The sequence below is a fragment of the Legionella nigrisilvae genome (assembly GCF_977063395.2).
Genome location: NZ_CDRUGZ020000011.1, coordinates 409,573 through 431,408, shown reverse-complemented (window position 1 = coordinate 431,408; position 21,836 = coordinate 409,573). Strand labels below are relative to the sequence as shown.

Sequence of the window (21,836 nt, the reverse complement as noted above, 5' to 3'; positions counted from 1 at the left end):
TTTAGTCTAAGCGACTCTTAAGTTACAAAAATTATTTAGTAAGGTCATTCCAGTTTCTGCAGATTTTTCCGGATGGAACTGCATGCCCCAAATATTATTTTTTTGAATTATTGCTGCGAATGGTTCACTGTATTCACAATAAGCCAAAGCATACTCACTTTCACCAAGGGCATAACTATGAACGAAATAGACATAGTCTTGTTCTTTTAATCCTTGTTGTAAGAATGACTCAGTGCGCCATCGCAATTGGTTCCAACCCATATGAGGCACCGGGAAATGCTCTTTTCGGGGCAAACGTTTTATTGTCCCGGGAACCATACCTAAACAACGGATATCATTTTCTTCACTTTGTTCAAACAATAATTGCATACCGAGACAAATCCCCAGCAAAGGCTGTTCTAGGGAAGTAATTACGTCAATCAAGTCATACTGACGTAATGCATTCATTCCATAAGCCGCAGTACCCACCCCTGGCAGAATGACATGGCTTGCATTATTAATTACTTTCGCATCGTGCGTTAAATGATAAGTAAATCCCAATCTTTTTAATGCATTAACTAAAGAGGTTAGATTCGTCCCGCTCACATCAATAACGGCAATCATAATACCCCCTTAGTCGATGGCAGCGCATTGTTTGTTTTCATACAGGCCTGGCCTAGAGCTCTACCTAAAGATTTGAAACAGGCTTCGATCATGTGGTGATGATTTTGACCTTTTACTTCAATGTGAATGGTTGCACCCAGTGCAGTGGCTAATGAATTAAAGAAATGAGGTACCATTTCCGTTGCCATCCCTCCCACAAATTCTCGAGTAAATTGGCCTTTGAACTCGCAAAAACCTCTCCCACTGATATCAATAGCGATAGAAGCTAAAGCTTCATCCATGGGCAAGGTAAATCCATAACGGTTAATCCCCCATTTGTCACCAAGTGCCTTTTTTAGGCTTTCTCCTAAAGCGAGGGCGGTGTCTTCTATTAGATGATGATCATCAACTTCCACATCCCCATGGGCATATATTTCAAGATTAAATCCGCCATGTTTGGCTACTTGCTCCAGCATGTGATTAAAAAAGGGTATAGGTGTGTTTATGATACTATTTTGATCTGTATCCAACATTAAGGTCAGGCTGATATGAGTTTCTTTTGTTATTCTTTGAATCACTGCACTTCGCTTTTGATTCAACAGGGTTTGGGTCACTTGATCCCAGCCATGTTTCGGTGAGATTGGCAGGAATTTAATACCTAGATTATCCGCAAATTGTCGATCTGTATCTCTATCACCAATAACCCAGGAACATGATGTATCGATCACTCTTTTTCTTAGAAATTGATCCACCAAACCTGTTTTTGGTTTTCGACACAAACAATTTTCCTCAGGCATGTGAGGACAAATAAATATTTCCTCAAAAAATATCCCCTGTGAAGAAAACAGGTCCAAAGTAAATTCATGACAAATCATAAAATCATCTTCAGGGAAGGAAGAGGTACCTACTCCATTTTGATTGCTCACCATAATAAATTGGAATCCTTCTTTTTGTAATTGCAGTAATGAGGGAATCACATGGGGTGTGAGTTTAATTTTATCTAAAGAATCTACTTGAAAATCAAAAGGTTCCTCAATTAAAGTGCCATCACGATCAATAAATAAGATTTTTTGCATTTTTACATCCAGAAATATTGTTTTGAAAAGAAGATAAAGCCCGTAGCAAAAGCTGATTTTGTGACTCACTACCAACGGTGATCCGTATATGTTCATGGAGTAATGAATTAGTTAAAAAGCTTTTGATTGCTATGCCTTGATTAACAAGCCAAGAAGTTAATTCCAGGGCATAGTCGGTTTGGACAAGAATGAAGTTTGTTTCAGTCGGATAGACTTTTTTAATCGCAGGAAAGAATTGTAATTCCTTCACTAACTGGGCTCGAGATTCTTTAATTGTGCTAATCGACTGCATCAACCATTCGGGTTTTTCCAATGCACGTAGCGCAAGATCAATCACTACACTGGAAAGCGGAAAGGGGGGCATAATTTTATTAAAAGCTTGAATTACCTGTTCTTGGGCTAAAATAATCCCTAAACGAAGATTAGCTAAGCCATAAGCTTTGGAAAGAGTACGCAAAACAATTATATTTTCGAATTGGGTAATTAGTGATGTTGCACTTTGAGCTTGAGCAAATTCGATATACGCCTCATCTACAACAATAATGGAGCGATTTTTATATTCATCACAAAGAGAAGCAATAAAATCCAGATCGATTAGATTTGCAGTAGGATTATTAGGATTACACAAAAAAATAAGCTTACAGTTTTTTTGCCAACTATTTCGCACATCTGCTAGTGATAGTTCGAAATTGTTGCAAGGATTTAACGAACATTCAATAAGTTGTGCATTCTGGAGGTACACATAAAATTCATACATGGAAAAGGTAGGTGAGAACTGCATGCATGCATCTTGGCCCGCACTCAAAAATAAACGAGTAATTAAATCAATTCCATCATCAGATCCTCGAGTTAATACCATTTGATTTGAATCAACTTGATAACGTTTTGCCAATTGTTCTTGTAACTGGTCAAGCAGATTTTTTTCTGGATAAAAATTCAAATCGATATCCGTATTTAATGCAGACCAAGGAAGCTCATTGGCATGCAATCGGCATTTAGGGGCACTATTATAAACATAGGGTTTTTTGTTTAATAATTCAGGGCGTATTAAGTTAAGTACAGACATTTAAATCTCCAATGAGTTCAACCTAATGGCTACAGCCTGTGCATGAGCATCCAAACCTTCAATTCGTGCCAGTGTTATTGCGGAAGGTCCTAAGGTTTTAATGCCTTCCTCACTAATCGATTGCACATTAAAGCGAGTTAGGAAATCGAGTGTACTCAGACCATTATGATTTTTGGCATAACCATTTGTGGGTAATACATGATTTGAGCCAGTTATATAATCACCAAGTGTTTCAGCAGCCCAAGACCCAAGAAAAACAGTACCAACGCTATAAATCTGATCCAGTAAATCTTCTGCATCTTCGCGATTTATAATCAAGTGTTCCGGGGCATAGAAGTTAATCATATTTAATTGAGCTGTTTTATCTGCACATATAATAATCAAACTATTTGCAAGAGATTGTTTGATTATTTGAGTTCTGGATAAGCGAATAAATTGTGTTTGTAGCTGTTGATTAACTTGTTCTGCGAACTGAAGGGTGTCGCAAATCAAAATTACTTGAGAATCGACTCCATGTTCAGCTTGGGCAAGTAGATCCGCAGCGACAAATGCTGGGTTTGCTCGATCGTCGGCCAGGATCATCACCTCGGAAGGGCCTGCTGGCATATCTATAGCAGCACCAGCTGGATCTGATGAAACCAGAGTTTTTGCTTCCGTGACATAACTGTTTCCTGGTCCAAAAATCTTATCTACTTTAAGAATCGTTTCAGTTCCATAAGCCATCGCAGCAATGGCTTGAGCTCCTCCGATTGTGTAAATGGTATCTATGCCACATAAACGTGCGGCAACAAGTAAATGTTCATTAATCGAACCTGATGCATCAGGAGGCGTACATAATATTTTTATGGGACATCCTGCAACCAATGCAGGTATAGCTTGCATTAACAATGAAGAAACCAAAGGCGTTTTGTTGCCTCCAGGGATATACAACCCTACGCGTTGGATTGGCCTATAGGTACAATAAATATTCACTCCTTTTGCGGTGCTTATATTTTTATTTTCCGGGAGTAGGGCCTGGTGGTAAGCAGTTATGGTTTTGATAGCCTCATTAATAGCATTAAGAGAAGCACGAGTGATGCAGGCGGTTTCAATTTTTTGCATGGGGATTTGCAGGCTTTTCAAAAAAGCACCATCGAACTGTTCTGTGAATGCAAATAAGGCTTGATCCCCAAACGTTCGCACGTGTTTAATAATCTCGCTTACCTTGCTTTTCACTGAGGAGGTTTGCATGGGGCGAGTTAAACAGATTTCTTTTTCCTCTTGAGATAGGGCTTGCCAAGTTTTAATGGATAACATCGTACTACTCCAACATTTTTTCTATGGGTAAAACCAATATAGAACTGGCGCCGAGGGTTTGAATGGTTTCTAAGGTGTTCCAAAACACCCGCTCACTAGAAACCACGTGAACAGCTACTTTGTCCATATTTCCTGGCAAAGGTAAAATTGTAGGTGATTCTGCTCCGGGGAGTTTTTCTGCAATTGCATCGAGAGCAGATTTAGGAGCATGAAAAACAATATATTTTCGTTCCTGTGCTTGTTGGACTGCCTGAATCCTTCGCGCAAGCATGGCAAATAAATCTTGAAATATATTTGCCGGCTTTTGGTCACTTTGAATCAATACGGCTTGGCTTGAAAGTACCACATCCACTTCATTAAGTTTGTTGTCTTCCAGGGTTTGCCCACTTGAAACCAGATCACAAATCGCATCAGCCATACCCATTCGAGGAGCAACTTCAATGGATCCTGATAGTACAAGACTTTCCGCGCATATCTTTTTGTCACGTAAATATTGATTTAATAAATTAGGATAGCTTGTAGCAATTCGTTTGCCATCCAGGCTGCCGGGGCCTTGATAGTCCATGGACTCAGGCACGGCAATAGATAAACGACAGGTGCAAGTACCCAACCTGGCTGTTCTTTTAAATCCTTTGGATGGATTGGCAAGGGAAGCCTCTAATAAGACGTTTTCGCCAACGATACCGCCATCACATAAACCATCAAATACTAAAACAGGGATGTCATCATCGCGGACAAAAAGTAAATCAATGGGGAAGTTGTCAACATGGGTAAGTAAGCTATTTGGTTTAATACGGAACTTTAAACCGCATTTTTGTAAAAGACTCAAGGACTCTTCTGATAGGCGCCCCTTTTTCTGCAAGGCTAAACGTAAACGATTTTTCACGACAACTCCAATTTTTTCGCGATTAATTCATAACCGCCCGTACCAAAACTCAAACAGCGTGCTACACGAGTTATTGTGGTGACGCTGACCCCCGTTTGTTCATGAATTGTGCGATAGGGAATCCCTTGTCTCAATAAAGGAACAACTTGCCACCGATCTGCCATTGCTTCGAGTTCTGCTGGAGTACATAAATCGGTAAAAAATTGCAATGCTTCATCTTTATTATTAAGCAAGCTAATCGCATGCATTAAATCAGGGAGCGCAGAATGTTTTATTGTAGTATGTGTTTTCATATTAATGTATTAGCGTGTTATAACATTAGAACAATTTTAATGACTATTTTTAATACTGTCAATGGATATGATCATAGAATTTTAAATGTTCTTGCCGTCATCCCGCGTACAAACGGGAAATGAAAGCAAGAAACCTTGAGTTATGACTATGCCTTCATCCAGGCAACAAAGAAAATATTCTAGGGGGGATTTACTGAGTTTTTTATACGTTAACACCCATAATCGGCTTGATATGCTTCAAGTTTTTTAACGTGTTCGTTTTGGTGTGTATTTTTTAAGTACTCAATCAAATCAAATAAAGTAATAATTGAATATACGTCAATACCTTGTGCTTTAATTTCAGATAAAGCTGATTCCTTAGTTAATCCGCGTTCACATCGATCGAGAGCGATGATGACACCAGTTAATTGACCTCCATGCTCCTTAATTAAAACTTGAGACTCTCTAAAAGCAGTACCTGCAGTAATAACATCATCAACAACAATAGTTTTCCCGGATAAGGGTGCCCCAATTAATTGGCCTCCTTCACCATGATCTTTTACTTCTTTACGGTTAAAAGTAACCGTGGTTTCTTTGCCTAACTCAGCTAAAGCTATAGCTGTTGCTGTAGCCAGAGGTAAACCTTTGTAAGCGGGTCCAAACAGATGCTCGAATTGAACGTGATGCTCCAATAAGGTCTTTGCATAAAATTGTCCTAATTGTCGTAAAGCATTTCCTTGATAAAATAATCCTGCATTAAAGAAATAAGGACTGACTCGGCCGGACTTTAAAGTAAACTCACCAAATTTTAATACTTGGCAATCAAGCGCTAATTTTATAAAAGCTGATTTCATCTGATTCATTGTGTATTTCCAATAGAAAAAAAAAAGATAAAGTAATTGTTTTTTTTAAAAAATTCTTAACAATCAATAAAAAACTGCTATGCTAATCTATATGTAAGGAAACATTTCTTACGTATAGTGAATGTTTATTATAACCCAACGTTTTAATAGTAATTATTTTTGGGCTAAAAATAAACATCTGTAATGGTTGGATAGTAAAGCTTAAGACAAAGGGGATAGCTAATGTCGCAAAGAGAAACGGGCCATGTAAAATGGTTCAATGAGAAAAAAGGATTTGGATTTATCATTAATGAAAATGGTGACGATATTTTTGTTCATTATAAAGATATCCAAGGTGTTGGATTTAAAACCCTCCATGAAAATGATCCAGTATCCTTTGTGCTTGATAAAGGACCTAAAGGGTTAAAAGCACAAGACGTTACAATAATTACTGAACAGTAAAGTAACGGATAACATATTCTCAGCTATCGCGCGTGTTAAGTTTAACCTGGGCTAAGGATTTGAGCCGTAACCTGGGTTTACTTCTCATGCAATGGATTTTTGATTAGCGCTACAATCTAGGAATCGTGTTCTAGTAAAGGTTATTTACGAACTAGAACCTCAAAAACAGGGAATGTGGCAATTAATCAATGTTCTCTTTTTATCTAAATTTCTAAAAAAAACAATCTCGATCTTGAATTTTACCAAAACAACTTCATATATCTCTCTTGTTATTTAATTTTTACTTTAGGGGATCTGTATGAAACGTTTGTCCATGTATCAAGTAGATGCATTTGCATCCACTCTTTTTGAAGGTAATCCTGCAGCAGTTTGTCCTTTGGATCATTGGTTAACAGATAAAGAAATGCAAAGTATTGCTTCAGAAAATAATTTATCTGAAACAGCATTTTTTGTCCCTGAAGGAGATGGATATTACATAAGATGGTTTACTCCAAATGAAGAAATTGCTTTATGTGGCCATGCAACCCTTGCTACCGCCCATGTTATTTTTGAACAATTAAATTTTAAAGGTCCTGCTATAAAATTTAATTGTAAGAGTGGGATACTTATAGTTCGTAAATATAATAATGGCCTAATGATGGACTTCCCTGAATTGCCTTATTTCCCTATTGAACTCTCATCGGAGTTATTGAAATTAAATTTAAAAAAACCACAAAAGGTTTTTAAAAGCCAATTTGATTTAATGTTTGTTTATGAACATGAAAATGACGTAAAAATGGCGATGCCGGATTTGGATGCAGTAGCTCGTTTGGATTACCGAGGTCTCATTTTAACCGCCCCAGGTATAAGTACCGACGTTTATTCACGGTGTTTTTACCCAGGATGTAATGTTCCAGAAGATCCTGTTACCGGTTCAGCACATTGCGTTATTGCCCCCTATTGGTGTGAACAATTAGGGACATCGCATATCACTGCTATGCAGGGCGGAAACCGACAGGGAAAATTGGAATGTGAAGTTAAAGAAGGACGAGTCTTTCTGTATGGAACCAGTCATCTTTATTTAGAAGGTACAATTTACTTGCCATGAGCGCTCTAGAGACAACAGGACTTTTATTAAGAGCAGGGAGCGATGAAGACATTGCTCCTTTCTATGAACCAGGCTCCCAGGGTAATGCAATACATTGCTAATTTTGGACTATGGATGTAGTTACTTCGTTTATAGAGCGAATGAATGCACAACTTACTGAAAAAGTTATACCTTTATGTGGTTGCCTTTACTGTCCCTGATAATATAGGTTCTCAACGAGTTATGACAAAACTCAGAATGATTCGAGATAAGCATGGTGATTTTCTACATCTAAAATTGACTCAGTCAATTCTTTGGCGAAACAATTATTTGTTCGGATTAGTAATAAACCAGAGTAATTGCATCATTTAATTCATGATTTTCAATTATTTCTTTGTTCAATTTATTTAATGACATTATTCGTGGTTCTATTTATCATGAATGTCTATTTAGAATGTTCGTATTAGAAAGGAGTATCTATGACAACCTATATGTTCCCTGGACAAGGATCTCAAGCAAAGGGGATGGGGATCGAATTATTTTCCCATTTCCCTGAGCAAATAAAACAAGCTGATGACATCTTAGGGTATTCCATTAAAGATTTATGCTTAAATGATCCCAAACAACAATTGGGTAATACTGAGTATACTCAACCTGCATTATATATTGTTGAAGCACTCTCTTTTTTAGCTAGAGCTGCTGAAGAGCCCCTTCCACAATACCTCATAGGCCATAGTTTGGGCGAGTATGCTGCTTTATTTGCGGCAGGGGCATTTGATTTTGTTACCGGATTAAAACTGGTCCAAAAACGTGGTGAATTAATGGCCAAAGCAAGTGGCGGGGGAATGTTGGCAGTAATTAATCTACCTGAAGATCGCATTAAATTTTTACTGAGAGTCAATGGATTGGATTCCGTCGATTTTGCTAATTTTAATTCACCCAAACAAATAGTTCTTTCTGGACTTGCTGCCGATATTGCCAAGGCTAATGAATTACTTGCCAGTGAGGCATTGATGTGCGTTCCATTAAAAGTTAGTGGTGCGTTTCATTCTCGTTATATGCAAGGAGCAGCTGATGAATTTGCACAATTTATTGCACCGTTCGAATTCGCTCCACTCAAAACACAAGTGATTGCTAATGTTACAGCAGAGCCTTATAGCGATAAAATGATTAAAGACAACTTGGTGAAACAAATTGTTCATCCTGTTCGGTGGACGGAAACGGTTCGTTATCTCAAAAATCAAGGTGAAACTGTTTTTATTGAGGTAGGGCCAGGAAAGGTATTGACCCGTTTGGTAACGCAAATTTAACGACCCCAAAAAACGGATATTCCTATGAGCACCTCGGGTTTCATGGGGATTTCCGCTGCGAATTAAAATTTTATACCTCACCACATCCAGAAGAAAAATATCATCTACACTTATTAAGTGATCAATTTACAGAGGATGTGATATGACAATTCGACTAAAACATGAGCATGGGACACTAGAAGCGATCGAGCTTTTTCAGCTACAACACCATTTAGCGCTTCCACATCTTAAGAACTATTTACAATCAAAAGGCTCAAGACAATGCAAATCAATCAAAAAAATTAGCATCGAACAATCCACTTTGGATGATAAAGACTATAGTGCACTCCATGACATTCTAAAATTATCGTCAAAAGTAAGCGAGGTTTCCTTTTATTCGAATCATATCGATACCGATCATCTCACCTATTTATTTGAGTCTTTGCCTAATAAAAAACTAAATACAATTCGATGCGTAGATAATTGGATAGGTGAGAAAATTTCTACTCACTTTTTTTCTTTTCTGACCAAAAAGAAACTAACAGTTTTGGATTTATCATTAAACTGGTTACGTGATGCTGGAGTACAATGTTTATTAGACGCACTTGAAACCAATACAAATTTAAACGAATTGGTATTAAGCTGTAATGATTTTAGCTTGGCTGGAACGAAGGCATTGCATCATTACGTATTGAGACACCCTTCATTAACGATTTTAGATATATCGTACAATAACTTGAACGAAGATTGCGCGAAACACATTGCTGCTATGATCACTAAATCACAATCTTTGACTCATCTTAATCTTAGGAGTAATAAAATTGGTAATGTAGGCGCTGAGTATATTGCACAAGCATTAAAATTAAATACTAATTTAAAATATGTAGATTTGTCCGATAATGGAATTTCAGAAACAGGGCTATCTCAGCTGGTTCGTGAGGCAGACACTCATGATCATCTTGAAGGCTTGGTATTAAAGCATAATGATCTCCCTCCAGGTTTAAAGCCTAGTCGCTCAGACTTGCAAGTTTTTTATTAACATTAGATGCAGAAATATATAACCGTTCAGTGTAGTATTCACTTCCTAGTAGAACGTGAACGGTTATATATTTATCAATGGAGTTTTGCCCATGGGCACTGGTGCTTTTTACCTTTTAAGAGAACGTAGATTTTTGCCTTTTTTTCTGACTCAATTTTTTGGTGCGTTCAACGATAATGCTTTCAAATTAGCAATGCTTACTTTGATTAGTTATCATTTAACTCATGATCAAGCTCAATCTGAATATTACCAAGCTATAGCTGGTGCATTATTCATATCACCATTCTTTCTGCTTTCAGCGACCTCAGGACAATTAGCAGACAAATACGATAAAGCTTTAGTAACCCGAGTGATTAAATTATTAGAAGTATTGTTAATGATTATCGGAAGCTTGGCTCTATATTGGGGCAATATTTTTCTAATGATGTTCACTTTGACAGGGTTGGGTGTACATTCCACCTTTTTTGGACCCATAAAATATGCAATTCTACCAGATCATTTACCCAAAAAAGATTTATTAGGGGCAACTGGGTTAATTGATGCGAGTACCTTCATAGCGATTTTATTAGGAACTACAATGGGTTCTTTATCCATTGGAATGAACAATCCAAAGCCCTACCTGGCAGTTTTTTTGACGGTATTAGTTGCAGTGATTGGATTAATTTCCAGTCTGTTTATCCCTAGAGTTCCATCTTCGTGTGAAAAAATAAAAATCGATGCCCAGATTTGGCGAGTTACTTATAGGATGTTGAAGCAGGCTACAGAGCATTTCGGTATCTTATTATCTATTTTGATTTTATCTTGGTTTTGGTTATTAGGTACAGTCATTCTAACCAAGCTACCGGACTATACGAATTATATTTTGGGTGCAAATAATGCCATCTTCGCATTATTTCTTGCTTTGTTCTCCGTAGGAATTGCTTGCGGTTCAGTGACAGTTAACTTTATTTTTAAAGGACGGATTAATTTGTCAATGGTCCCCTGGGCAATGTTCGCTTTTACTTGCTTTTCTATGGATTTGTATTGGGCTACTCCCACAACAGAACAAGGCATCCTCTTTTCTTTAAATAATTTCTTCACCCGATTTGCGCATTGGCGTATTGCTTTTGATTTATTCATGTTGGCTTTTAGTTCCGGCTTATTTTTAGTTCCCCTATATACTTACTTGCAAGTTGCGAGTCCTCCTAATGGTAGAGCCCGAGTTATTGCTACCAATAATATTTACAATTCTCTATTTATGGTTATAGGGACGCTTATGGTCATTGGTTTATTGCACTTTAGTGCTGCAATTCCACAAATTTTTTTAATTTTGAGTTTATTAAATGCTGTTGTTGCATTGTTAGCTAGGATTTATTTAAAGAGGGTGGTTCTGCCAGAAAAATAATTAGGATGGGCCAATAGTCCTGAACTTAAATGAAATTCCCGCGAATTTAGAGATCTTTCTAATACTATGCCTCGCTAGAAATAGATTTCCGCTTCGCGGCCATGACAGTTTTTCTTTAGACTTAATGGCAGTGGGGCTGATAGCCTGGGGCAGTTTTTACGCTAACCAATCACGGGCAGGCAGAAAATCCGTATATAGTTTTGCTTCTGCGCTATGTGTTTCAGGTTGCCAATTATAGTCCCAAGTAACTTCCGGAGGTAACGACATTAAAATTGACTCCGTTCTTCCATTCGATTGTAAACCAAATAAGGTTCCTCGGTCATAAATCAGATTGAATTCCACATATCGCCCTCTTCGGTAATTTTGAAAAGTTTTCTCTTTTTCACCAAAAGGGTGGGATTTGCGACGGGATACGATTGGAGCATAAGCCTCAATATAGTGATTACCTATGCTTTGCATTAAAGCAAAACTATGATCAAAACTTATTTCATTATAATCATCAAAAAATAAGCCACCAATTCCACGTGCTTCATTTCGATGTTTAATGAAAAAATATTCATCACACCATTGTTTAAATTTAGGGTAAATCGTTTGGCCAAAAGGCTCGCAGGCTCGCAAAGCAATTTGATGCCAATGTTTGCAATCTTCTTCAAAACCGTAGTAGGGCGTTAAATCAAATCCTCCACCAAACCACCAAACGGGCTCAGCTCCATCTTTCTCTGCAAGAAAAAAACGTACATTTGCATGCGATGTAGGTACATAGGGATTATCTGGATGAATGACTAATGATACGCCTAGGGCATTAAAATTCCTACCCGCTAATTCAGGACGATGGGCACTTGCTGAAGCCGGAAGATGAGCTCCGGTTACATGAGAAAAATTGACACCTGCTTTTGCAAAAACCCCCCCTCCAGTTAAAACACGAGTCATTCCGCCACCACCCGAGGGTCGTTTCCAGGAATCTTCCATAAAATGAGCTTGACCATCAAGATTCTCGAGTCGCGAGCAAATTGTATTTTGTAATTGTAAGAGATAGGTTTTTACTTGTTCTATAGCGTTTTCAGGAAGAGTATGTTTTTTTGACATGGCTGAGCCTCACCAGGTTATAACTCGCTCATTTTCTCATTTATTTGAAATTGGCACAATGTTTGCTTTTCTTGTGGTACTTATTTTAAAAGGAGGACATATGGCGTTAGATTTGGATTCATATTTTGGAATACATGCTAAAGCTCTAGTCGCTCGTGATCATAGGGCTTCACAGTTAGCGAATAACTTGGCTAATGTAAACACACCCAATTATAAAGCTCAAGATGTCGATTTCAATGAATTTTTAGCAGCGAGTATGGCTGGCAGTGCACAGAAGATGGAGGTTACTTCTCCGAATCATATAGATACAAATGCCGATTTTGCAGCGAGTTTGAAATATCGGGTTACTTCTCAAATGTCTTTAGATGGTAATACCGTGGATAAGGATTTGGAAACCACAGAATTTGCCAAGAACTCACTTCATTATCAAGCCAGTTTGAGTTTTCTGGATAATAAAATCAAGTCCATGATGCTTGCGCTGAAAGGAGAATAGGCATGACATTAAGTGCAGTTTTTAATATTGCAGGTTCTGCATTGACCGCTGAAACAGCTCGTTTAACAACAAGTGCTCAGAATATGAGTAATGCTAACGTAGAAACAGGTAATGCTGACGAAGTGTATAAAGCAAAATATCCTATATTCAAAGCGGTACAGCAGCATGCAAATCAGTGGATGGATGAACAAATATCTGGAGGCGTTCAGCTAAAGGGAACATATGAAAGTACTTTAGATCCGATAAAGCATTATGCCCCTGATAACCCCCAAGCAGATCAAAAGGGTTTTGTTTATTCACCGAATGTGAATTATGTTGAAGAAATGGCAAATGTGATTTCTGCATCAAGGTCGTATCAAATGGATGTTGAATTGCTTAATACAACAAAACAACTATTACAAAGGACCTTGAGGTTAGGGGAATAAGGGAGAAAAGGAAATGGCAACAAATTCAGTTAATGGAACTAACACATCGAATCCATCATTTAATCAAATTGATGCGACAGCGAAAAAAAGCTTAGGGCAACAGGATTTCTTACGTTTAATGGTAGCTCAAATTCAAAACCAGGATCCTATGCAACCGCAGGTAAATGGTGAGTTCCTCTCGCAGCTAGCGCAGTTTAGCACTAATGATGGCGTTGCTAAAATGCAAGAATCCTTGCAACAAATGGCAACTTCTTTGCAATCAAATCAGGCCTTACAAGCTTCAGCTTTAGTTGGTCGCAAGGTTTTGGTAAATAGTAACGCGCTTCAACTTGGAGTAGAAGGAGATGCGAAAGCAGCCGTTGATATTCCTCCTGGACTCAGTAATTTGAATGCATCCATTTATTCAGAATCCGGTGAACTTATAAAAACCATTCCATTAGGCCAACCTTCACCTGGATTTTTTCAGTTTAATTGGGATGGTACAGGAAACGACAGCAATCGAGTAAAAGAAGGTAAATATAAAATTGAGGTTCATGCTGTTTATGGAGGGCAAGAAGTATCATTAAAAACGATGACCTCCACAAATGTTGATAGCGTAAGCCTTGGTCAAAATGGAGAGGGCTTAAAATTGAATGTAGCAGGGATTGGACCAATATCATTGGATCAGGTTAGACAAATTTCAGTTTAAAAGCAGGAGGCTAAGATGATTTTTGACGCAGCATTAAGTGGACTTCAGGCAGCAACCAGTAACTTAGACGTTATTGGTAATAATATTGCAAACTCTTCGACTATAGGATTTAAGGGATCTCGTGCCAATTTTGGTGATATTTATGCCTTTGGTGGATATGGGAGCTTTGGCTCCGGTAGCACAGCTATTGGTGGTGGCGTAATGTTGACTCAAGTTCAGCAATCCTTTGCATCTGGAAATTTAACCAATAGCACAAATAGTTTGGATCTGGCAGTGAATGGTTCTGGATTTTTCATTTTAAACAATCCAGGGGGGGGCGCTGTATATACCCGTGCAGGTCAGTTTAATTTAGACAACCAAAATTATATTACTAATGCTAATGGACAATATCTTACTGGACTGCTTGCGGATGGCCAAGGAAATATTACCGGAACGTCAGGGAATTTAAAGATAAGTACGGAAAATATAAGCCCACAGGCGAGCACTATGGTAACGACTGGGGTGAATTTAAATTCACAAAGCACTCCTCCGGCAATTGATTGGGTAGGGGGGGCTTCACCACTGAGCAGTTCTTATAATAATCCCACCGCATTAACTATTTACGATAGTTTGGGGAATTCTCATGTACTTAGTATGTTTTTTATCAAAGCAGATTCCGCTGCAGCAGTGGGGCAACCTAATGCTTCAACTCCTGCGGGTACAGAGAATCAATGGTATGTTGCTTTTCAAATTGACAACCAAAATGTACCTACGAATGTAGGTACAGATAATACAACGAACTTGTTTGAAGTGAATTTTAATTCGGATGGATCATTTGCCGGAGTCGCAAGCCCAGGAGGCACCCCTATTGGAAATAACCTGATTCCATTATCACTTAACTTAAATAATGGTGCTGATCCTTTAAGTTTGAATATTGACTTATCCGACAGTACACAGTTCGGAAGTCCATTTTCTGTTCAATCGAGTGCCCCCAATGGTTATACAACTGGAAGTTTGGCTAGCCTAAGTATCGATGATTCGGGCCTTATTTTAGGAATTTATACCAATGGTCAGTCTATGGCTATGGGCCAAATTCAATTGGCTAATTTCGCTGATCCTACTGGTCTGCAGAATATGGGAAATGTGTGCTGGGGTGAAACTTCAGCTTCAGGACAACCCTTAATTGGTGTGGCAACAACTGGAGGATTAGGCGCAATTAAATCGGGGATGTTGGAGCAATCTAATGTTGATTTAACCAGCGAACTTGTTGATTTGATTAGTGCTCAACGCGATTTTCAAGCGAATGCTCAGTCAATTCGTGCGGGTGATACGATTACACAAACAATTATTAATATGCGTTAGGAGATAAACCATGGATCCTATCTTATATAATGCAGCAGGGGGTGGAAGAACCGGTTTTAAACGTCAGGAGATAATCGCCAATAATTTGGCGAATGTGAATACTCCTGGCTTTAAAGCGGACCTGTACCAAGCACAAACATTGTATGCAAATATGAACGGATCCAATGGTGGACCAGCTTTCGCAATACAAAACCCCAGTACAGTTGATTTAAGTCCTGGGGATATTATGACCACAGGGCGGAATTTAGACATAGCGATTGAAGGCAATGGCTGGTTTGCTGTAGGTACTGGTCAAGGTCAAGAAGCGTATACTAAAGCAGGTAACCTACGATTGGATGTTAATGGTTTATTAACTACGGCATCTGGCCATCCTGTTTTAGGTAATGGAGGTCCCATTTCTATACCTCCAGCTCAATCCATCGATATAGGAACCGATGGAACGATTACCGTGGTTCCGCAGGGTGGGGATCCTAAAAGTGCGGTGATACTCGATAGGATTAAATTAGTAACACTGGATAAAAATAATATTATTAAAAATTCAGAGGGATTATTCCAATTGAAAAATGGCGGAGCTCCAATTGCTGCTGATGGGAATGTTAAAGTTAAAAGCGGAGCTATTGAAGGCTCTAATGTGAATGCCGTTGATCAAATGGTAGAGATGATTACTTCAGGACGAGAGTATGATTCCCATATGAAATTGATTGCGACAATGGAAGACAATCTTCAGAAATTGGCACAAGTATTGCAGGTATGAATACCATTTATTAGAAAAATAAGAATAATTGCGGAGGGAGCTCCATGGAACCAGCATTATGGGTCAGTAAATCAGGCTTGGAAGCACAAGAAAAGAATATTGCTACAATTGCTAACAATTTAGCAAACGTAAATACCACTGGATTTAAAAAGGATAGGGCAATATTTCAAGATCTACTTTATCAAAACTCAAGCCAAGCTGGAGCTCAATCTTCAGAAAACTCATTAATTCCTACAGGAATAAATGCAGGTTCAGGGGTGCATCTAGCAGCCACAGAAAAAATATTTGAGCAAGGAAGTGTGCAAAATACCCGCAACCCTTATGATTTGATGATCCAAGGTCAAGGATTTTTTACGATTTTAATGCCAGATGGTACGCAAGCTTATACACGTGATGGAACTTTTACAGTGGATAGCACAGGACAGCTTGTAAATATGAATGGGTATCCGCTGCAACCTGCGATAAATATTCCTAGCCAAACCTTAGGGGTAACTATAAGTACGGACGGGGTAGTGAGTGCTACAGTCGTTGGAAGCAATACCCCAACAGTATTGGGAAGCATTCAGTTAGCTAATTTTACCAACCCAACCGGACTTCAACCTATAGGACAAAATCTATTTATAGAAACTGCTTCAAGTGGCGCAGCAACCTTGAATAATCCAGGAACATCAGGTGTAGGTACTTTATTGCAAGGCTCTCTAGAGGCGTCTAATGTGAATGTCGTTGAAGAACTAGTTAATATGATTCAAGCCCAAAGAAGCTATGAGATTACAGCAAAGGGGATCCAGACAGTGGATAACATGCTGCAATACTTAAATCAAACTGTTTAAGAAGATTTCATTGATGAAATTATTTAATTTGCTTGTTATAAGCTCAGTCGCCATTTTTTTGGGGGGGTGTGAACTTTTAAATCCCCCTCAACGCGGGAAGGATCCTGAGTATGCACCTACATATCCTACAACGCCCGATCCGAAGGAGTTGAGGAAAGAGTCTGGTGCAATTTATAGTGCTGAAACTGCGTTACCTCTTTTTGAAACACCTAGAGCGAGACATCCCGGCGATATCATCACAGTATTCTTAGTAGAAAGTACTAACGCTTCAAAAAATGCAACATTGCAACAGATGAAAACCGATACCAACGTAATTAAAAATAAACTCTTTTTGGGAAGGCCAATCTCTTTTGGTAATGGGTACAGTATGGACTTTGATTTGAACAACCAGAGACAGTTCAATGGTTCTGCACAAGCGGTACAGAATAATAAGTTGGCTGGAAGTATTTCGGTTACCGTATCTGAAGTGTTGGCGAATGGAAATATGGTAGTGCAAGGCGAAAAATGGGTTAAAATCGACCAAGGTGAAGAGTATGTACGTGTTTCCGGAATTATCCGGCCTCAGGATGTTCGTGCTGACAACTCCATAACTTCAGATCGTCTGGCAAATGCTCGTATTGCTTATGGGGGTACAGGACAGGTGAATAATACGAATGCTCAAGGATGGTTGGCACGATTTATGTGGGGGCCTTTGTTCCCAACCTAATCGAGTTGATATCTGATACGATGAAATTCAGAAGACATAGAGTATACACTTGTTTGCCCAGTTAGAGCGGAAAAAAAGATAGGATTTGCATTAATTAGAGTTCTTCATTTAAGGAATCGTAATGCGGCGAGTGCTGATAATCACATGGATGTTGCTCATGAACCTGATCTCAAATCTGGTTTATGCGGAACGTATTAAAGATATTGCTACCCTTGCTGGTGTTCGTACCAACCAGTTGATTGGTTATGGTTTGATTGTTGGCTTAAACGGTACAGGAGATAAAACCGGTACGCGATATACTGAAGATACGTTTGCAAACATGCTTACCCAATTAGGTGTGAACATACAGCCAGGTACCAAACTTAATTCAAAAAATATGGCAGCAGTGATGGTGACCGCGAGTTTGTCTTCTTTTATGAAAAAGGGTCAATCTATGGATGTCAATATTTCGTCAATTGGTGACTCGAAAAGTTTGTTAGGTGGGACTTTATTAATGACCCCATTAAAAGGAGTCGATGGACGAGTTTATGCAATAGCCCAAGGAAATGTAATCGTATCCGGTGTCAGTGCTGCAGGAAGTGATGGTTCAAGCGTTACTGTAAATGTTCCTAGCGGGGGACGAATTCCTAATGGTGCAACAATTGAAGCTGATATTCCCAACCCTTTTTATTTTACAAAAGAATTAACCTTTAATTTGCATTCTCCTGATTTTACAACTGCAAAACGCATGAGCGATGCCATTAATGAAATGATGGGCCCCGGGACAGCAAGAGCTTTGGATGCTGCATCTGTAGTGGTTACGGCCCCCCAAAAAATGTCGCAGCGAGTGGATTATGTATCGGTGCTGGAAAATATAGAATTCAAGCCTGCTGAAGCCATCGCTAAAATTATTATTAATGCCCGTACAGGAACGGTAGTGATTTCATCCAATGTCGTTGTTAAATCCGCAGCCGTTTCACATGGTAATTTGGTGGTTAGTGTGACGGAAACTCCTGTGATAAGCCAACCAAATGCATTTGCAAATGGAAGAACCGTTTCAACACAACAATCACAGGTATCCATTGAACAGAAAAATAATCATGCTTTTGTCTTGCCACCGGGTGTGACATTAAAAGACATTGTTAGAGGTATTAATGCTGTAGGCGCAACGCCAGCTGATGTGATTGCCATACTTGAAGCACTACAACAAGCCGGCGCGTTAAATGCTACGTTAATTGTGATATAAGAGGGAAACCTATCAAGGCTCATATAATTTTTTGATCTGTTGGTACGCCTTGAATATGGAAGGATCTGATCCATTGAAAAAAGGATTAACATGACGGTACATGGAATTGCCACCAGTGATTTTAATGCATTAAATGAACTAAAAGTTCAGGCTCAAAATGATGCAAAAGAAGCACTACCTGAGGCAGCGAAGCAATTTGAAGGAATATTCATACAGTCTATGTTGAAAAGTATGCGTATGGGACAACATTTTCTTGAAGAGTCGAGTCCATTTAGAGGTAAAGATCGGGAAACTTTTCAAGATATGTTGGATGCTCAATATGCAAGTACTATTGCAAACTCAAAGAGTATTGGTTTGGCAGATATGCTTACACGACAAATGGAGCATAATTTGTCTTCATCCGAACAACCCAACAAAATGACTCCGCCTAAAAGCGTGGGTTCTCCTTCATTGCCTACTCCCACCACTCAGGCTCAACCCGATACGCCACCAAATACAATTGATGAGTTCGTCAAATCAATTTGGCCTCAAGCTAAACAAGCCGCATCGCTTATTGGTTTAGATCCTAAAGTTTTGATCGCACAAGCTGCATTAGAAACAGGGTGGGGGAAATTTGTTACTAAGGATGTTGATGGCAGTAGCAGTAACAATTTATTCAACATTAAATCAGGTAGTACCGAACTTGAAACCGTTCAAGTTAAAACAACAGAATATATCGCAGACACCCCAATTAAGGTAAACGCATCATTCAAAAAATATTCATCTACGGAACATAGTTTCAATGATTATATTTCCTTAATCAAGGACAACGAACGATATCAAAATGCTTTGGCCAGCACTGCAAATCCTGAGGTCTATGTCAATGAACTACACAAAGCAGGTTATGCGACTGACCCTAAGTATGGTGCTAAGATTTTATCAATTTATCATGGTGAGGAGTTGAAGCAGGCAATCCAACGCTGTGAATTATCAGAGCAAATTTGAAACAATATTGCGCTGAGAGTGGATTGATCAAGTATATTAACTATTAAACAAGAAGTTATAAGACATTTGAATATTAGGTCAGGGAGCGAGTAACCATGTCAATACTAAGTATTGCTTATTCAGGAATGAGTGCTTTTCAAAACGCATTGAGCGTTACTGGAAATAATATTGCTAATGTCAAAACGCGTGGATATTCAAGACAGAGTATTCAATTTGCTCCAACTCCATCCCGGAGCTTTGCGGGCTCTTTCATTGGCACAGGGGTCGCAGTCAATAATGTTTATCGCAATGTTGATCAGTTTGCTAATGCGCAAGTGAGAAGTACATTAAGCATTAAATCCCAATATGATACATTTTATCAGCAAGCTCTGCAGATTAATAAATTACTTTCTCAGGATGGCAGTAGTTTATCTTCCTCATTACAGTCTTTTTTTGACTCGTTAGGCCAACTTAATAATGCACCAGACAGCGTCGCATCAAGAAATGTTGCCATGAGTCAAAGCCAATTGTTAGCCAGTCAATTTTTATTCTTACAACAAAATTTGGATCAATACCAAGAAAACTCAACAGCCCAGATTAAAGAAATAACAGGTAAAATCAATCAACTAACAGCAAACATTGCAGCAGTAAACGCACAAATAATGAACTCACCCAACTCACCTGAATTATTGGATCAACGAGATGAATTACTTAAGCAGTTGTCTGAATTCTCCGATTTAACTGTAATTGAACAGGACAATGGGCTGGTGAATGTGGGTATTGGTAGTGGTCAAATGTTGGTAATTGGGACGACCCAAAGAGCTTTGTCTGTGAGTTATGATCAACTCACAGCTCAAGGGACTCGTATTTCTTTGGATTCGGGTGCGGGACAAACAGATATTACAAATCAATTAGCCAGCGGCACCTTAGGTGGCTTATTGAATTATGAACGAAATATTTTATCTAAATCTAGCCAAATTATAGGACAAATGGCGATTGGATTAGCTCAGACATTCAATGCTCAAAATCGCTTGGGCATGGATTTGAATAATCAGCTAGGCCAGAATATTTTTACGGACTACAACAGTCAATCTTTGCAGTTAAATCGGGCGGTTGCTGCAGCAACAAACGGTGGATCAGGAGTGTTGTCCGTGAATATTTCTGATATTTCCCAAACCAAAATTAGCGATTATCAATTAGTTGTTACTAATGCAGGAACTAATCAGATAGCACTCATCCGTGATTCAGATGGGTCAGCAGTCACATTAAATTGGAGTAGTAACCCACCCGCTCCCCCTGCGGGGCAAATTGTCGTCGATGGCATGACTATTATCGTGGACAACATTGCTAATCTTGCTGATAATGATACTTTTACAATTATGCCAACGCGTGGGGCTGCTGCGAATTTCTCTCTTTTGGTGAGCGATCCTCGCCAATTAGCTCTAGCATCACCAGTACAAACTAGTGCTTCCCTAAACAATACAGGAAACGGAACAATTGATTTAGGAGCTGTGTTCAATACTAACGAGGTCACAAAACAATATACCATTGATTTTATTTCACCGACCCAATTCAATTTGGTTAACGTTACAGATGGTATTACAAGTGGCCCAATCACGTACGTGCCAAATACAGACAATGTGATTCAGATTCCAGATAGCATCAATCCGTCGTACTCTATTAGATTATCCGGTGCTCCAAATACCGGCGATCAGTTTGTGGCCCAGTATAATCAAGGAGGATATGGTGATAATCGTAATGGCTTACTTTTAGCCGGAGTTCAACAGCAAAGTATTTTTTCTAATGGTAATGAAACAATTTTTGATGTTTATTCTGATTTACTTTCTGAAACAGGAAGTCAAACTAATGAGGCTAAAAATCGTGCTGATGCGTTTCAAGTTTTATATAAGCAATCTGTGGATTATCAAGAGAGCATAAGTGGTGTCAATTTGGATGAAGAGGCGCAAAATTTACTTCAATTCAAACAAGCTTATGAAGCTGCAGGAAAGCTAATGGAAATTGCCAATCAAATGATGGAATTACTTTTTCAAATAATGAGGTGATA

At 38.7% G+C, this 21,836-nt stretch carries 23 protein-coding genes; 15 read left to right on the top strand and 8 right to left on the bottom strand.

Annotation, left to right across the window (positions count from 1 at the left end; genetic code table 11):
* Window positions 1-6 precede the first annotated feature (6 nt).
* The 7 genes from hisH to pyrE form a co-directional block, all read right to left on the bottom strand.
* A complete protein-coding gene (gene hisH / locus ACWTE2_RS01975; protein ID WP_454783926.1) occupies window positions 7-603 on the bottom strand; it encodes an imidazole glycerol phosphate synthase subunit HisH in 597 nt (198 codons plus the stop codon).
* Window positions 600-1,658, bottom strand: coding sequence for a bifunctional histidinol-phosphatase/imidazoleglycerol-phosphate dehydratase HisB (gene hisB / locus ACWTE2_RS01970; protein ID WP_454783925.1), 1,059 nt, complete (start codon window positions 1,656-1,658; stop codon window positions 600-602). Before hisB ends, hisH begins: the two co-directional genes overlap by 4 nt.
* A complete protein-coding gene (gene hisC / locus ACWTE2_RS01965) occupies window positions 1,636-2,724 on the bottom strand; it encodes a histidinol-phosphate transaminase (protein ID WP_454783924.1) in 1,089 nt (362 codons plus the stop codon). The genes hisB and hisC overlap by 23 nt, the downstream gene beginning before the upstream one ends.
* A complete protein-coding gene (gene hisD, locus ACWTE2_RS01960; protein ID WP_454783923.1) occupies window positions 2,725-4,020 on the bottom strand; it encodes a histidinol dehydrogenase in 1,296 nt (431 codons plus the stop codon).
* Between the two features lie 4 nt (window positions 4,021-4,024).
* A complete protein-coding gene (gene hisG / locus ACWTE2_RS01955; protein WP_454783922.1) occupies window positions 4,025-4,906 on the bottom strand; it encodes an ATP phosphoribosyltransferase in 882 nt (293 codons plus the stop codon).
* On the bottom strand, window positions 4,903-5,199 hold the full coding sequence (locus ACWTE2_RS01950; protein WP_182390894.1) for a YerC/YecD family TrpR-related protein: 297 nt from the start codon (window positions 5,197-5,199) through the stop codon (window positions 4,903-4,905). The genes hisG and ACWTE2_RS01950 overlap by 4 nt, the downstream gene beginning before the upstream one ends.
* A gap of 209 nt (window positions 5,200-5,408) precedes the next feature.
* A complete protein-coding gene (gene pyrE, locus ACWTE2_RS01945) occupies window positions 5,409-6,041 on the bottom strand; it encodes an orotate phosphoribosyltransferase (RefSeq protein WP_182390893.1) in 633 nt (210 codons plus the stop codon).
* Between the two features lie 222 nt (window positions 6,042-6,263).
* On the opposite strand from pyrE, the gene ACWTE2_RS01940 reads away from it, so the two are divergent.
* The 5 genes from ACWTE2_RS01940 to ACWTE2_RS01920 all read left to right on the top strand — a co-directional run bounded on the left by ACWTE2_RS01940 (window position 6,264) and on the right by ACWTE2_RS01920 (window position 11,260).
* The gene (locus tag ACWTE2_RS01940) at window positions 6,264-6,482 is read left to right on the top strand and encodes a cold-shock protein (protein ID WP_182390892.1); all 219 of its coding nucleotides are present in this window, start codon (window positions 6,264-6,266) and stop codon (window positions 6,480-6,482) included.
* Between the two features lie 298 nt (window positions 6,483-6,780).
* Complete coding sequence (locus ACWTE2_RS01935; RefSeq protein ID WP_182390891.1) at window positions 6,781-7,569, top strand: PhzF family phenazine biosynthesis protein; 789 nt, start codon at window positions 6,781-6,783, stop codon at window positions 7,567-7,569.
* Between the two features lie 458 nt (window positions 7,570-8,027).
* Window positions 8,028-8,858 (top strand): ACP S-malonyltransferase, encoded by an 831-nt coding sequence (fabD, locus tag ACWTE2_RS01930; protein ID WP_454783921.1) that lies wholly within the window; start codon window positions 8,028-8,030, stop codon window positions 8,856-8,858.
* A 142-nt stretch (window positions 8,859-9,000) separates the two neighbouring features.
* Window positions 9,001-9,876, top strand: a complete 876-nt coding sequence (locus ACWTE2_RS01925; RefSeq protein WP_454783920.1) for a leucine-rich repeat domain-containing protein — start codon at window positions 9,001-9,003, stop codon at window positions 9,874-9,876.
* Window positions 9,877-9,967: 91 nt separating this feature from the next.
* Window positions 9,968-11,260 carry an MFS transporter gene (locus ACWTE2_RS01920; RefSeq protein ID WP_454783919.1) on the top strand — a complete coding sequence of 431 codons (1,293 nt, stop codon included), beginning with the start codon at window positions 9,968-9,970 and terminating at the stop codon, window positions 11,258-11,260.
* A gap of 156 nt (window positions 11,261-11,416) precedes the next feature.
* On the opposite strand, the gene hemF is transcribed toward ACWTE2_RS01920, so the two are convergent.
* On the bottom strand, window positions 11,417-12,346 hold the full coding sequence (gene hemF, locus ACWTE2_RS01915; protein WP_454783918.1) for an oxygen-dependent coproporphyrinogen oxidase: 930 nt from the start codon (window positions 12,344-12,346) through the stop codon (window positions 11,417-11,419).
* A 100-nt stretch (window positions 12,347-12,446) separates the two neighbouring features.
* On the opposite strand from hemF, the gene flgB reads away from it, so the two are divergent.
* From flgB to flgK, 10 genes are all read left to right on the top strand, one after another.
* Window positions 12,447-12,839: a flagellar basal body rod protein FlgB gene (gene flgB / locus ACWTE2_RS01910; protein WP_454784427.1), complete on the top strand. Its 393-nt coding sequence runs from the start codon at window positions 12,447-12,449 to the stop codon at window positions 12,837-12,839.
* A 2-nt stretch (window positions 12,840-12,841) separates the two neighbouring features.
* Complete coding sequence (gene flgC, locus ACWTE2_RS01905; protein ID WP_182390885.1) at window positions 12,842-13,264, top strand: flagellar basal body rod protein FlgC; 423 nt, start codon at window positions 12,842-12,844, stop codon at window positions 13,262-13,264.
* A 13-nt stretch (window positions 13,265-13,277) separates the two neighbouring features.
* Window positions 13,278-13,952 carry a flagellar hook assembly protein FlgD gene (locus ACWTE2_RS01900; protein WP_454783917.1) on the top strand — a complete coding sequence of 225 codons (675 nt, stop codon included), beginning with the start codon at window positions 13,278-13,280 and terminating at the stop codon, window positions 13,950-13,952.
* Window positions 13,953-13,967: 15 nt separating this feature from the next.
* A complete protein-coding gene (flgE, locus tag ACWTE2_RS01895) occupies window positions 13,968-15,293 on the top strand; it encodes a flagellar hook protein FlgE (protein WP_182390883.1) in 1,326 nt (441 codons plus the stop codon).
* Between the two features lie 10 nt (window positions 15,294-15,303).
* Window positions 15,304-16,047, top strand: coding sequence for a flagellar basal-body rod protein FlgF (gene flgF / locus ACWTE2_RS01890; protein WP_454783916.1), 744 nt, complete (start codon window positions 15,304-15,306; stop codon window positions 16,045-16,047).
* A 44-nt stretch (window positions 16,048-16,091) separates the two neighbouring features.
* Window positions 16,092-16,877 (top strand): flagellar basal-body rod protein FlgG, encoded by a 786-nt coding sequence (gene flgG / locus ACWTE2_RS01885; protein WP_454783915.1) that lies wholly within the window; start codon window positions 16,092-16,094, stop codon window positions 16,875-16,877.
* A 13-nt stretch (window positions 16,878-16,890) separates the two neighbouring features.
* On the top strand, window positions 16,891-17,583 hold the full coding sequence (locus tag ACWTE2_RS01880; RefSeq protein WP_182390880.1) for a flagellar basal body L-ring protein FlgH: 693 nt from the start codon (window positions 16,891-16,893) through the stop codon (window positions 17,581-17,583).
* A gap of 121 nt (window positions 17,584-17,704) precedes the next feature.
* On the top strand, window positions 17,705-18,808 hold the full coding sequence (locus tag ACWTE2_RS01875; protein WP_454783914.1) for a flagellar basal body P-ring protein FlgI: 1,104 nt from the start codon (window positions 17,705-17,707) through the stop codon (window positions 18,806-18,808).
* A gap of 90 nt (window positions 18,809-18,898) precedes the next feature.
* Complete coding sequence (locus tag ACWTE2_RS01870) at window positions 18,899-19,792, top strand: glucosaminidase domain-containing protein (protein WP_454783913.1); 894 nt, start codon at window positions 18,899-18,901, stop codon at window positions 19,790-19,792.
* 95 nt (window positions 19,793-19,887) lie between these two features.
* Window positions 19,888-21,834, top strand: coding sequence for a flagellar hook-associated protein FlgK (flgK, locus tag ACWTE2_RS01865; RefSeq protein ID WP_454783912.1), 1,947 nt, complete (start codon window positions 19,888-19,890; stop codon window positions 21,832-21,834).
* The last annotated feature ends 2 nt before the right edge of the window (window positions 21,835-21,836 follow it).

Coding starts and splice junctions, on each gene's coding strand:
- ACWTE2_RS01870 (WP_454783913.1), top strand. CDS start 18,899: ATGACGGTACATGGAATTGCCACCAGTGATTTTAATGCATTAAATGAA.
- flgG (WP_454783915.1), top strand. CDS start 16,092: ATGGAACCAGCATTATGGGTCAGTAAATCAGGCTTGGAAGCACAAGAA.
- pyrE (WP_182390893.1), bottom strand. CDS start 6,041: ATGAATCAGATGAAATCAGCTTTTATAAAATTAGCGCTTGATTGCCAA.
- ACWTE2_RS01950 (WP_182390894.1), bottom strand. CDS start 5,199: ATGAAAACACATACTACAATAAAACATTCTGCGCTCCCTGATTTAATG.
- hisH (WP_454783926.1), bottom strand. CDS start 603: ATGATTGCCGTTATTGATGTGAGCGGGACGAATCTAACCTCTTTAGTT.
- flgB (WP_454784427.1), top strand. CDS start 12,447: ATGGCGTTAGATTTGGATTCATATTTTGGAATACATGCTAAAGCTCTA.
- ACWTE2_RS01920 (WP_454783919.1), top strand. CDS start 9,968: ATGGGCACTGGTGCTTTTTACCTTTTAAGAGAACGTAGATTTTTGCCT.
- hisB (WP_454783925.1), bottom strand. CDS start 1,658: ATGCAAAAAATCTTATTTATTGATCGTGATGGCACTTTAATTGAGGAA.
- flgF (WP_454783916.1), top strand. CDS start 15,304: ATGGATCCTATCTTATATAATGCAGCAGGGGGTGGAAGAACCGGTTTT.
- flgC (WP_182390885.1), top strand. CDS start 12,842: ATGACATTAAGTGCAGTTTTTAATATTGCAGGTTCTGCATTGACCGCT.
- ACWTE2_RS01900 (WP_454783917.1), top strand. CDS start 13,278: ATGGCAACAAATTCAGTTAATGGAACTAACACATCGAATCCATCATTT.
- flgE (WP_182390883.1), top strand. CDS start 13,968: ATGATTTTTGACGCAGCATTAAGTGGACTTCAGGCAGCAACCAGTAAC.
- ACWTE2_RS01925 (WP_454783920.1), top strand. CDS start 9,001: ATGACAATTCGACTAAAACATGAGCATGGGACACTAGAAGCGATCGAG.
- flgK (WP_454783912.1), top strand. CDS start 19,888: ATGTCAATACTAAGTATTGCTTATTCAGGAATGAGTGCTTTTCAAAAC.
- ACWTE2_RS01880 (WP_182390880.1), top strand. CDS start 16,891: ATGAAATTATTTAATTTGCTTGTTATAAGCTCAGTCGCCATTTTTTTG.
- fabD (WP_454783921.1), top strand. CDS start 8,028: ATGACAACCTATATGTTCCCTGGACAAGGATCTCAAGCAAAGGGGATG.
- ACWTE2_RS01875 (WP_454783914.1), top strand. CDS start 17,705: ATGCGGCGAGTGCTGATAATCACATGGATGTTGCTCATGAACCTGATC.
- ACWTE2_RS01940 (WP_182390892.1), top strand. CDS start 6,264: ATGTCGCAAAGAGAAACGGGCCATGTAAAATGGTTCAATGAGAAAAAA.
- ACWTE2_RS01935 (WP_182390891.1), top strand. CDS start 6,781: ATGAAACGTTTGTCCATGTATCAAGTAGATGCATTTGCATCCACTCTT.
- hemF (WP_454783918.1), bottom strand. CDS start 12,346: ATGTCAAAAAAACATACTCTTCCTGAAAACGCTATAGAACAAGTAAAA.
- hisD (WP_454783923.1), bottom strand. CDS start 4,020: ATGTTATCCATTAAAACTTGGCAAGCCCTATCTCAAGAGGAAAAAGAA.
- hisC (WP_454783924.1), bottom strand. CDS start 2,724: ATGTCTGTACTTAACTTAATACGCCCTGAATTATTAAACAAAAAACCC.